This window comes from Streptomyces kaniharaensis (genome assembly GCF_009569385.1).
GTDB classification, from domain to species: domain Bacteria; phylum Actinomycetota; class Actinomycetes; order Streptomycetales; family Streptomycetaceae; genus Kitasatospora; species Kitasatospora kaniharaensis.
The window spans coordinates 738,553-749,829 of record NZ_WBOF01000002.1 but is presented as its reverse complement, the minus strand read 5'-3'; the positions used below and the strand labels follow the sequence as shown (position 1 = coordinate 749,829).

Annotated in this window: 10 protein-coding genes and 1 pseudogene; 1 reads left to right on the top strand and 10 read right to left on the bottom strand. The window is 72.3% G+C overall.

The window, feature by feature from the left end:
- Positions 1-132: 132 nt before the first annotated feature.
- From F7Q99_RS31120 to F7Q99_RS31075, 10 genes and pseudogenes are all read right to left on the bottom strand, one after another.
- Positions 133-1,017: pseudogene (locus F7Q99_RS31120) on the bottom strand (MBL fold metallo-hydrolase).
- Between the two features lie 206 nt (positions 1,018-1,223).
- Entirely contained in the window at positions 1,224-2,519 is a 1,296-nt protein-coding gene (locus tag F7Q99_RS31115) for an MFS transporter (protein WP_153466682.1), read from the bottom strand.
- 81 nt (positions 2,520-2,600) lie between these two features.
- Positions 2,601-3,185: a TetR/AcrR family transcriptional regulator gene (locus F7Q99_RS31110; RefSeq protein WP_153466683.1), complete on the bottom strand. Its 585-nt coding sequence runs from the start codon at positions 3,183-3,185 to the stop codon at positions 2,601-2,603.
- Positions 3,186-3,421: 236 nt separating this feature from the next.
- Positions 3,422-3,718 (bottom strand): hypothetical protein, encoded by a 297-nt coding sequence (locus tag F7Q99_RS31105; RefSeq protein WP_153466684.1) that lies wholly within the window; start codon positions 3,716-3,718, stop codon positions 3,422-3,424.
- A 177-nt stretch (positions 3,719-3,895) separates the two neighbouring features.
- Positions 3,896-4,465, bottom strand: a complete 570-nt coding sequence (locus tag F7Q99_RS31100) for a hypothetical protein (RefSeq protein WP_153466685.1) — start codon at positions 4,463-4,465, stop codon at positions 3,896-3,898.
- Positions 4,462-5,859 (bottom strand): hypothetical protein, encoded by a 1,398-nt coding sequence (locus F7Q99_RS31095; protein ID WP_326847269.1) that lies wholly within the window; start codon positions 5,857-5,859, stop codon positions 4,462-4,464. The genes F7Q99_RS31100 and F7Q99_RS31095 overlap by 4 nt, the downstream gene beginning before the upstream one ends.
- Complete coding sequence (locus F7Q99_RS31090) at positions 5,856-6,665, bottom strand: ABC transporter ATP-binding protein (RefSeq protein WP_153466687.1); 810 nt, start codon at positions 6,663-6,665, stop codon at positions 5,856-5,858. Before F7Q99_RS31090 ends, F7Q99_RS31095 begins: the two co-directional genes overlap by 4 nt.
- 32 nt (positions 6,666-6,697) lie before the next feature.
- Entirely contained in the window at positions 6,698-7,525 is an 828-nt protein-coding gene (locus F7Q99_RS31085) for a zf-HC2 domain-containing protein (RefSeq protein WP_195911273.1), read from the bottom strand.
- A complete protein-coding gene (locus F7Q99_RS31080; RefSeq protein ID WP_407697888.1) occupies positions 7,522-8,025 on the bottom strand; it encodes an RNA polymerase sigma factor in 504 nt (167 codons plus the stop codon). The genes F7Q99_RS31085 and F7Q99_RS31080 overlap by 4 nt, the downstream gene beginning before the upstream one ends.
- Before the next feature lie 1,777 nt (positions 8,026-9,802).
- Positions 9,803-10,744 carry a nucleoside hydrolase gene (locus tag F7Q99_RS31075; protein WP_326847271.1) on the bottom strand — a complete coding sequence of 314 codons (942 nt, stop codon included), beginning with the start codon at positions 10,742-10,744 and terminating at the stop codon, positions 9,803-9,805.
- Between the two features lie 89 nt (positions 10,745-10,833).
- Here F7Q99_RS31075 and F7Q99_RS43910 point away from each other — a divergent pair, with 89 nt between their 5' ends.
- The gene (locus F7Q99_RS43910; RefSeq protein WP_456114938.1) at positions 10,834-11,232 is read left to right on the top strand and encodes a DUF7691 family protein; all 399 of its coding nucleotides are present in this window, start codon (positions 10,834-10,836) and stop codon (positions 11,230-11,232) included.
- Positions 11,233-11,277: the final 45 nt, after the last annotated feature.

The window sequence follows — 11,277 nt, the reverse complement described above, 5'->3', positions numbered from 1 at the left end:
TCCGGTGGGGTGAGTTCGACGGTGGACACGGATGCTCTCCTGCTCGGTCGGGTTCTCGGTTGGGTTCTCGATCGGGGACCGTAAAGGCCAATGGCTTGCTTGAGATGGTTGCGGGCGCCGCGGCCCTCGCGGTCAGGCCGCGGTGGCCGGGAGTTCGGCGCCCGGCTCGGCGAGCAGCCGGTAGCGGCCGTTCTCCCGGCGGACGGTGCCGGCCGTCGGCTGGGGAAGTGGGTGCCAGGAGCAGCGTGTCGGTGTCCGCCAGGGCGTCGAGCAGACGGGCCCGGGTGCGCACCGCCGTGGCCGGGTCGGTGTCGACGCAGCTGTGCACGTGGGGGTGGGACAGCTGCACGGGGTGGTGGATGCTGTCGCCGGTGATCAGCGCCCGGCGGTCGCTGCCGCGCAGTTCCACGGCCACCTGCCCCGGGGTGTGGCCCGGGCGGGGACCAGGAGGACGCCCGGCGCGACCTCGTACCCGTCCGCGTTCCCGTGCCCCTGTTCGGGGACGGCCACGGCGTCGTACTGCCCGGCGTCGCGGACGGGGTGGACGGAGTCGCGGAACATCTGGGCGCGGGCCTCGTCCAGGTCGGCGGCGGCCCAGTGGTCCCATTCGGTGCGGCTGGTGAGGTAGCGGGCGTTGGGGAAAGTGGGGACCCAGCCCCCACCGTCGAGGCGGGTGTTCCAGCCGACGTGGTCGGTGTGCAGGTGGGTGGTGATCACCAGGTCCACGGACTCGGGCGGGAAGCCGGCGGCGGTCAGGCGCTCCAGGAAGTCGGTGTCCAGGCCGTTCCACGCCGGGTTGGCGCGCGGCTTGGCGTTGCCGATGCCGGTGTCCACCACGATCCGTAGTCCGCCGGCCTCCACGGCGAAGCCGTGGCTCGCCAGGCGGGGGACGTCGGCGTCGGCGAAGTCGGGGCGCAGCCACGGCGCCTGGTCGAGCACCTGCCTGGTGGCGTCCGGCAGCAGCCAGGGCCCGGTCTGCCGCGGCAGTTCGATCTCGTCGACGCGGCGCACGGTGATGTCGCCGAGGCTCCATCCCGTGCTCGTGCGGGAGGCGGCGGGGCGTGGCGGGCGGGGCGTGGCGGGGCGGGGCGTGGCGGGGCGGGGCGTGGCGGGCGTGGCGGGGCGGGGCGTGGCGGGGCGGGGCGTGGCGGGGCGGGGGGTGGCGGTGCTCAACGGTGGGTCCTTTCGGGCAGTACGGGGGGGCGTGCTCGGGCTGGGTGTGCTCAGGCGGCGGGCGGGCGCCGCAGGCCGCGGACGAGGCCGGCCAGGGCGAGCAGCAGGACCGTCGCGGCGTAGAGCGAGAGGGCGGTGGGCAGGCCGTACAGGTCGGTCAGTCGGCCGGCGAGGACGGCGGGGACGCTCATCGCCAGGTAGGCGAGGACGTAGTAGGCGGCGAGCGTGCCGGCGCGTTCGCCCGGGGCGGCCGGGGGCAGCAGCAGACGCAGGGCGCCCTGGGTGACGGCGCCGAAGCCCGCGCCCGCCGCGGCGGCGCCGGCGAACAGCGCGGCCAGGCTGTGCAGGTGGGGGGCGCCCAGGGTCAGCAGGGTCCCCGGGAGCAGGAGCACGGTGCCGGTCAGACTCACGGCGCGGGCGGGCAGGGCCCGGCAGGCGTGGCCGGTGAGGCCGGCTGCGGCCGTCAGGGTGAAGAAGACCAGGCCGCCGGTGGCGGGGACGGTGTGCGGGGCGATGAGACGGGCGAGCGAGGGGCCGAGGGAGGAGTAGAAGCCGCCCAGCGCCCAGGCGGCGGCGATGCCGGGGGCGGCGAGCGCCAGGGCCGGCCGGGAAGCGCGGGCGACGGCGATCGCGGGGCGCAGCGAGCGCAGGACGCCGGGTCCGGAGCGGGCGGTCCCGGAGCGGGCGGTCCCGGAGCGGGCGGTCCCGGAGCGGGCGGTCCCGGAGCGGGCGGTCCCGGAGCGGGCGGTTTCGGGGGTGCGCAGGACGGCGGCGGTCTGCGCGACGAAGAGCAGGAGCAGCAGCAGGTAGACGGTGCGGGTGGGGGCGGGGGCGTACTGCGCGAGGGCCGTGGCGGCCAGCACGCCGGCGGCCATGCCGGCCGCAGGGGCGACAGCGTTGGCGGCCGTCGCCCGGCCGGGGCGGTCGGGGTCCTCGAAGTCGAGCAGAGCGGCTCCGGCGGCGCTGGTGGCCACGCCGGTGGCCAGGCCCTGCAGGATCCGGGCGGCGATCAGCGTCGCCGCCCCCTGGGCGGCGGCGAGGACGGCCGTCGCGGCGGCTTCGGCCAGCAGGGCCCCAGCGAGGACCGGGCGCCGACCGAGGCGGTCCGAGAGCGTGCCGGCGGTCAGCAGGGCCAGCAGCAAGGCGAGCGCGTAGGCGCTGAACACGACGGTGAGCGTGGTGGCCGACAGGTGCCACGCGTGCTGGTAGAGCGGGTAGATCGGGGTCGGTGCGCTGGAGGCTGCCAGCAGGGCCACCAGGACCGAGGCATGCAGGTGGAAGGCGCTGCGGCGGCTCGACGCGGGCAGGCGGCGAGGGCGGAACGGCAGGGCGGTCACGCTGGTCATGGAGCACCTCGAACCCTTAAGGCGAATGCTTTGCGTTAAGCACTCTAGGCACTCAGGGCCCGTGACGCAAATATTTAGCTTTTAGCGGCCCGGGGGCGGGGGCGGCGCGGCGGCGCCGAGCGCCGCCGCGACCAGGCCGTCGGTGTAGGCCCCGGACAACTCCGAGGGGCGGAACAGGATCCGGTACATCACAGGGGCGACGAGAACGTCCAGCAGGCTCTCCACGCCGGGCACCCCCTCCCCCCGCCCGGCCGCGCGCACGCAGACGGCCTCCAACTGCTCGGCGGCGTAGTCGCAGCAGCGGACCGCGTTGCCCTGCTCGGGGTCACCCAGCAGGGCGTCGCGAATGTACATACGGCCCGCCGCCGAGGACATCTCCTCGACGAACTGCGCGACCCACGCCTCCAGATCGGCCCGCAGACCACCGTGATCGGCCGGCGGGGCGTCCGGGCGCAAGCGTTCGATCGCCACGTCGGACAGCAACTCCCGCAAGTCCCCCCAACGCCGATAGACGGTGGACGGCGTCACCCCCGCACGCGCAGCGACCAGCGGCACAGTAAGCGCCTCCCGCCCCACCTCCGCCTCCAGCTCACGGACAGCCCGGTGCACGGACCGCTGGACGCGAGCACTGCGCCCACCGGGACGTGCGGTCGCTCGGAAACCCATGCCCACACCTTAATGCGAAGAAATTGCGTCCAGCCGGGACGTCACCCCGGCCAGGCCGCTACGAAACGAGCCCACGATTCGCCGTCATCCCGTCCCCAGATCAGAGACCGAACTGCCCGATAACCCGGACAGCGACCCCGCCCGGGCACAGGCCAGTGCTGTCGACCAGCAGATGAACGTCCGAGATGCGAGCGAAGCCGTCGAACAGTCGACCCAGCACCCGACGCCCACGCCGATCAGATTATTGCCGAACCATTCCAGATCACGTCCGGACACCTTCCCCACAAAACAGGACCGGCCCACGTCACATTCCAGCCACACACTCCGGCCGACGACCAACCCAGGAACAGCACACGAGGAACACCACACGCCAGCCGCACTCCCGAAAAGGAGCCCGCACAGCAGTCGACGAGCGCGGCGTCGGCCGAGTCGTCGAAGTCCCAAACGAGCGTGAACAGCAGACCCGGCAGGTCGGCCTGGGCACGCAGCCCGGCCGGCACGTCCTGCTCGGCGGTGGCGGTGGTGGCCTCCACGGCGGTGCTTCTCCTTCGGATGCTGAGACGACTCGGCGAGGCGCTCGGGGCTATGGAAGGGTCAGGCGGGCGGCCTCTCCCCGGGGCCAGGTCATGGATGGGGAGAGGCCGACCTCTGACTGAGCGCTTCAGTTGGCGAGCTTTGCCAACTGAAGCGCTCAGCGCGGGGCATGTCCGTTACCGTCTCGGTCCTGCTGCGGCGTACAGCACGGTGCCGGTCGCCAGCAGGGCCCACGCGGTCGCGGCGGACGCCGTCGTGGCGGGGGAAATGATCATCCAGCCGCCCACCTCTCCCGCGATGCCGGGCGGAACCGGGACGAGGAGGGTGAACGCGAGCCAGCCGATCGGCAGGGTCCATGCGAACTGTGCCCCGCACAGCACCGCCCCGAGCGCGGCCAGGCCGATCAGGCCCGCGCTGTCCCGGACGACGAGCGCGGCGGGGGCGAGCCCCACTCCCGCCGCCTGGACCGCCAGCAGCGCCGCCCCGGCGACCGCGCCGGCCAGCAGCACGTGCGCCGCCCGCCGGGGCATCCACCGGATCGCGGCCGTGCGATCCAGTGCGGAATCCTGCCCGCCGAGCCCGACAGAAGCGGCCGCCACGTTCGCGGTCAGGACCAGGACCGCGATCCCCTCCATCGAGCCCGCGCCGTCCTGGTTGAAGGCCCACGCCGCCAGCGCGACGAGCGCGACCGCCGCGGCCGAGGTGGGCACCTGCCGTGAACGCGCGTACAGCATCAGCCACCTCATTGCGACGCCTTTCCCGCCAGCACCGAAAGCTCGTTGTACCCCGTGCAGGAGAGGGCGGCGGTGTGCACCTCGGCGATCCGCGAGCGCTGCTCGGCCGGTGACAGCGCCATCAGCCGCTGCCAGGCGACGTCGGCGTCCGCCCATGTACGTTGTGAGTACGCGTAGGAGTCCGGCCTCTGCAGCGGTTCGAACTGGTGATCGCCGAGGGCCCAGCTCGCGGCGATGCTCTGTACGGGGATGTCGACCTGCCCCCCGCCCTCCCAGGGCGTGCGCGGTGAGCAGTTCGGTGCCAGGCCCTGGGCGACCAGGAGGCGGGTCAGTTCCGCCCCCGTCGCATGGGCGATCAGCGGGTCGTCGAAGTCGACCAGCACCACGTCGCCGGAGAGTTCGCGGTTGTCGCCGAGCGCGCGCAGCTCGGTATCCTCCCGCACCGAGTTCGGTGCCTTGTCACCCAAGGCGTCGTGCAGCACGCGCAGCGCGTCCTTGCCGCGCGGCGCGAGCTCGGGCAGGTGTGAGCGGTTGGCCTGCGTCACGCACACCGGTCCGTCGCAGACCAGGGTGGCGGCGGCCTTGTCGACGACGTAGGTGTCACGCGGAGTGGCCGGAAGGATCAGCAGGGCCAGCGCCGCGCCGGCCAGGACGGGGGCCACCGCGAGCAGTCGGGCCCGGCGGGTCGCGGCCGACAGCAGTGCGAAACCGGTCGAGAGCATGCCGAGCAGCCAGAGCGTCTGGCCGAAGTGCACGGAGCCGGCCAGAGTCAGCAGCACCTCCCGCGGCTCCGCGGTCACCGGGAACAGCAAGGCGAGCCGGTTCGGCGCGCTGCTCGACGGCAGTGCCCCCTCATTGCTCTGCCGCAGGAGGAGGGCCGTCAGCAAGAGGAACACCGTCAGGGCCGGCGGGGTAAGCACGGAGGGCACGGCCCGCGCGACGCCCATGCCTAACACGGCCCCCGCGACGAGGGACAGCGCCGCCACCAGCGAGATCGGCAGCCAGCCGAGACTCGTGTACGCGGTGGCGCCCAGGGCCACCTGGACTCCGCCCACGAGGGCCAGGAGGCCGAAGCCGGACGCCAGCACGAGTGCCGTCGCGCCGGCCGGCAGCGCCGCACGGCGCCAGGCCGGCAGCGGCGTGGTCGTCAGCAGTTCGGCCATCCGCGAGCGGGAGTCGCGCAGCCCGTACACCGCCCCCATGCCCACCACGAGCGGCCACCAGAAGCCCAGCAGGTACCGGGTCCACAGGGCCATGGAAGTCCACTGGGCCGTCCATCCCGCGTCGCCCTGCCACCAGATCCCGTCGATCAGGCAGAAGACCGCCAGACTGCCTCCCAGGACGACGAGGCCGGGCCACGGGGCGAGGGAGCGCTTCAGCTCGATACGCAGCACCCGCCCGTTCACCAGGTGCCTCCCGGCTGCTCGGAGCCCTGGAGCAGGGCCGAGTAGCCGCGCTCCAGGGGGCTGTCGCCCGGATACTCGGGGCCGCCCGCCGCCGCCAGGTCGTCCGGCGTGCCCTGGAAGACGAGGCGGCCCGCGGCGAAGAGCACCACGTCGGAACAGGCGGCCGCGACGTCCTCGACCAGATGGGTGGAGACGACCACACAGGTGTCGCGGCCCAACTCCTGCAACAGCTCGCGAAAGCGCAGCCGCTGCGCCGGGTCCAGGCCGACTGTCGGCTCGTCCAGCAGCAGCACCGCGGGATCGTTGACGATGGCCTGGGCGATGCCGGCCCGCCGCACCATGCCCCCGGACAGGGTCTTCATCCGGTGGTCGGCGCGGTCCGCCAGGCCCACCCGTTCCACGGCCCGCTGGACGGCCGCGGGGACGTCCGCCTTGGGAACCTCCTTCAGCCAGGCCATGTACTCGACGAACTCACGCACCGTGAATCGCTTGTAGTAGCCGAACTCCTGCGGCAGGTAGCCGATTTTGCGGCGCAGGGCCCGGTGGTCGACCATCGCGCCCACGCAGGTGCCGAGCATCTCCAGTTCGCCCTCGGTGGGGCGCAGCACGGTGGCCAGCGTCCGGATCAGGGTGGTCTTTCCCGCTCCGTTGGGCCCCAGGAGGCCGTGGGTGCCGATGCCAAGGGAGAGGTCGAGTCCGTCGACGGCCATCTTCTTGCGTCCGACGCGTACTCTCATGCCGCTGGCGCGGATCTCCCAGGCGTAGGTCTTCGGCGCGGTGTCGGCCGCGCTCGTGGTGGGCGTCATGCGGTGGTCCCTTTCGAGGGTCGACGATGGTTTCACAGCGTTGAGTACGCGTTTCTGCGGGCGATCACGGCGCCGGTGCCGAGCGCGAGGAGCAGCCCCCACACGGGCAGTTGGTCGGGCTGGAGGACCAGCCGCAGGGCAAGGGGGACGCGGCCGGTGGCCCACGCGGGTGCCACGACGACGACGCCCCACGCGACCGCCAGCCCGACGGCGGCGCGGGTCACGCCGACCACGCTGCCCAGCGCCAGTGCGGTGGAGGTGAAGGCCAGCGAGGGCAGCAGCCACTGCGCGGCCGTCATGGTTCCGGTCAGCCATCCCCCCACCAGGAGCCCGGGCAGGACCACCACGAGAACCGCCGTGGTGCGCCTGAGGAGCAGGGGCAAGCCGGCCCGGGCGGTCGAGGCCGTCAGTTCGTGCGCCGGGTCCAGGCCGCGCGACCACGATGCGGCGACGCCGCACAGCGGCAGCACGGGCGCGATCGCCAACACGGGAGAGGTGTCGCCGGAGAACGTCGGCGGCGCGACCGCGTCCAGCAGCAGCGCCATCAGGGTGACGACGACGGTCATGGCCAACCACGGGGCCATGGCCGGAGTCAGCCAGGCCGCCGCCCACTTCGGGCGGTGTCGCCGCGAGGGCGCCGGGACGGCCGCGTCCAGCTGCGGTTCCAGAGCGGCCCGGACGGTGTCCAGGAGCGCGGCGATGCCGGGCGCCTCGGTGGCCACACAGGCCGCCAGGTGACTCCGGCACGGCGCGCACGTCTCCAGATGGGCCTCCAACGCCCATACCGTGTCCGCGGCCATCGCCGCGTCACCACGCGCGTAGTCGTCGAGCAACCGCATCGACGCGTGTTCCCCGCTCATGTCAGTGCCTCCCGCATCGCGATTCGGGCCCGTCGGGCGCGGGTCTTGACCGTGCCTTCGGGCAGTCTGAGCAGCACGGCGGTCTCCCGGACCGAAAGCCCGTCGAGCACCATGGCCTGCAACACCTGCCGCAGTTCCGGTGCCAGTTGCCGCAGGGCGTCGCCGACCTCGCCGCCGACGGTCCCGGCCAGTGCCTCCTCCTCCGCCGCGGGCACCACCGCCCGTTCGGCAGCGGCGACCGGCGGTTCGGCGTGGTGGGCACGGCGCCGGAACGCGTCGACCAGGCGGCGCGCCGCGATCGTCCACAGCCATCCGACGGCCGTCCCACCGACCGCGCTCCCGGCGAACGCGCCCGCCGCGCGCCACACCGCCAGATAGGTCTCCTGCATGACCTCGGCGACGATCTGCTCGTCCGCGCAGCGACGGCGCAACCGCACCGCCAGCCACGGCGACGTGCGCCGGTACAACTCGTCGAACGCCCCGCGGTCACCTCTGGCCACCAGCCGGACGAGGCCCTCCTCGTCCAACTCGTCCAGTGCTCTCCTGCGTGATCTCACATGAGCCAGACGCCCGATGCGGCGCACGGGTTCTGCGCCTGACATGACCTGCGTCACAGTGTCGCGCGAGGAGGATTGCGATCCCCGTGAACCCGGTCGCCGCCTTCGACCCTCTCGTGGTGAACCCTGCCCGCCAGCTGAAGCACTCACTCGCCAACCGAAGCGCTCCGTCACACGACCGGACTCTCTACTGCTGCTCGGGCGGCACCCAGCCGCGAACTTCCAGGTAGGCGTGGTTCGACAGCGCGAGGTGGACCTCGGCGCCACCCGCCCAGGTGGTGAACGTCGCCCCCGCTCCGAGGGGTAGACCCAGGCGCGGTCTCCGGTGACCGGGGCTGGCCTGGACCACCCCTGGCTACTGCGCCGGCGGAAGGGTGGTGCAGGGCCGCTGGTCCGGGTCGCGTGGCGGCGGCTACCCGCAGAGGGTCCGGTCGGGCTTCCGGCCCACCTGGTGATCACCACCGGGTAGGTCTGGGGGCCGCAGCGTCCGCGGCGCCGGCTACCTGATCAAAGCCCCAAGCTCCAGCGGCGAGCAAACCGACGAGAAGTGACCAGGCGGCGCCCCAGACGACGTCACGCAGCTGCGTGTCCGACGGGGCAGTTCAGCCGCTTGTCACAGCCGAACTGGTTGGCAAAACAAAGCCTGTTACCGCAGGTGAGCCAGCAGACCCTACGACGCACAGATGTGCTTCCGCCGAATCAGTTCGAGCCGGCACTTCGTCTGCCTGCCCTGCCGAGCCTGCTACAAGAAGAGGTCGGAGCCGCAGGCTGTGCTCCGCTGCCCGCGGTGTCGCGGCGAGCTGATCGACGCAGGCCATGACCTCGCCGTTCCCGCTCGCCGCGACACGGCAGGCTGGCGCGCACTCACCGCACTGCTGAACGCCGGAGTCACGTTCCACTCATCCTGCTGCGACGGCCCAGGCTGGCGGCCGCGCACCCCCGCCGAGATCAAGAGCCGGTTGGCGGCCTCAGCCGGCACAGGAATCCCCGCGTTCACCGCCCTCACCACCTCGGACCTGGACGAACTGAGAGAGAAGCGTCCCAGCTGAGTGGTGTGCCGCGATCGGCGACCCGTGTCCGTGTCATGGCCAGCCGCGGCAGGGGGCTGTCCGGCTGGCCAGGCGCGGCGCTACGGGGCGGGCTCATACTCAGCGACCGTCGCTCTTCCCACTGCTGCCCTGTGGCCCCGCCTGGACGGCCTGCGCCAGTGCGCCCCCGTAGCGCGAACAGTGACGTCAGATCCGCCACGCCGGAGAATTTATGCAGCAGCATGCCGACCTGGCTGTCGCTACCAGCCCTGACCGCGTCCACGATCCCGATGATCAAATCCTGCGCCCCCGGGGGCGCTCAATCCGGTTCGCATCCCTGTCTCCTGCCGTCAACTGGCACCCAGTCAGACAATGAGACTGTCACCGAGCGATCATCAGACGGCCGGATTGGGCAACTGCACCCCGCCCCGCCGCTCAGCTGTGCTATAGGCCCAGGGCTGCTTCGGCGCTTCGGCGCTTCGACGCTTCGACGCTTCGACGGTGACACGGCAGGGCGAAGCGCTGGCCACGAACGAAGGGCTCGCCCCTGCGTCCGCCCGACCCGGCGCCAGACCATCAAGTGTCGAGGTATGGGAGTCCCCCGAGGCCTTCCACGCCTTCCTTACAGCCGCTGGGTAAGGAACAGCCGATCCGACCGCGGGGCCGCTGTTCTCAGTCGGCTCGAGCGGCCGTCACCCAGTAGCCGTGAGGACGTCCAGGAATCGCGTCTGGTCGACCGAGACCGAGATCCGCGTCCGGGTGCCGGCCGCCGGCCGCGCACCCCAGGCGCCGCGCTCGCGGTACACCTCGACCTCGCGGAACATGCAGACGGATTCGTCGAGCGCCACGGCGGCCGCGAGCGGGTCGTGGAAGGCCTTGCCGGCGCGGCGCTTGGCCAGGTAGACCTCCATGCCTGCCCGCACGAGCGCCATCCCGGGTGTGAGCCGCCGCGCCGACAGGGCGGCGTGCATGGCACCGTCGTAGACGACGCCGTGGCAGACGTTCTTCGAGACCAGCACCCGCTCACCAACGTGGGGCGACTCCAGCAGCTTCAACGCGGCGTCCGGAGCGCCGTTAAAGTTGTACGTCCCGCAGGTCTCGCGTCCCTCGAACTTGGGGAGACGGTGTTCGGGCGCGACGACGCAGTCGCCGGCGAAGCCGCCCTGCGCGACCCAGCGGGCGATGCGCACGTTCGGTTCCCGCTCCAGGAGCGTGCCGGGATTCTTCAGCGGCGCCCCCGTGAGCAGCGTCGCGTCCGCGCTGGCGAAGTCGTCCCGCAGCAGCTGCCAGGCCTCGGCGTCGGGTTCGTGAGCCGGAACCTTCCCAAGCCATCGGCGGTGGAAGCCCGACACCGGCTTCACGTCGGCGCCGGGCCGGTACGCGCCGACCGGCACGCTCACCCCGAGGCGCCCCAGGAGGTGCTTGACGATGCCGACCTGCTCATACGATCCGGGCATGACCGTCACCGCCACCAGGTGCGCCCAAGGATGGGTCGCGAGGGCACACAAGGTGAAGACGTCGTCGGGGTCGCCGGTCTCCATGTCGAACACGATCGGGATCGCCATGCCCGCGACCGTACCGACCAGACGGAGCGTCACCAAGGCAATATCGGCGAAACAGGCGCGCTCGGCCACCCCCTCTTCGACGGCGGCGACATCACGACTTCACCCCCCTCACCCCCGTCAGCAGCCCCCGGCCCGGCGACCCCATCAGTGGCAACCCGGTGTCAGGACATGAGTTCCTTCCTGCACCTGTACCTGATCGACCCCGAGGAGAAGCGCCGGCGCGTCGGAGGCGGCGACGGGTCCCTGCTCGACGAGCTCAGCCGGAATTTGGTACGTCCTTGGCAGCCGCCGACCGTGAGTTCGCCTCCGAGATCGCCGACGGGGCGCCGCCCGCACACGAGGCGTTGCGTGCGCTCGTACAGGGCGGCCCTTCCACTCCTATCGGCAGTACGCAGCACGCCCCAGCACGCCGCTTCATGTTACGGGGCGGCCGCGTGATCGATGGGACGTTGTCAGGACGGCGGGCCCCGCGCCCGTCTGTCTCCGCACAACGCTCTGGTGTTGTCCTTGCGCCGGCCACCCGCGCCGTGGCGATTTGTCGTGGCTGTGGCCCTTAAAGCGCGCCCCCCTCCGAAACAGATGAAGGCAGTCACTCTCCGTCC

Excerpts from the sequence above, each read along its gene's own strand:
- F7Q99_RS31115 (WP_153466682.1), bottom strand. The coding sequence starts at position 2,519 with ATGACCAGCGTGACCGCCCTGCCGTTCCGCCCTCGCCGCCTGCCCGCG.
- F7Q99_RS31110 (WP_153466683.1), bottom strand. The coding sequence starts at position 3,185 with ATGGGTTTCCGAGCGACCGCACGTCCCGGTGGGCGCAGTGCTCGCGTC.
- F7Q99_RS31100 (WP_153466685.1), bottom strand. The coding sequence starts at position 4,465 with ATGAGGTGGCTGATGCTGTACGCGCGTTCACGGCAGGTGCCCACCTCG.
- F7Q99_RS31090 (WP_153466687.1), bottom strand. The coding sequence starts at position 6,665 with ATGACGCCCACCACGAGCGCGGCCGACACCGCGCCGAAGACCTACGCC.
- F7Q99_RS31085 (WP_195911273.1), bottom strand. The coding sequence starts at position 7,525 with ATGAGCGGGGAACACGCGTCGATGCGGTTGCTCGACGACTACGCGCGT.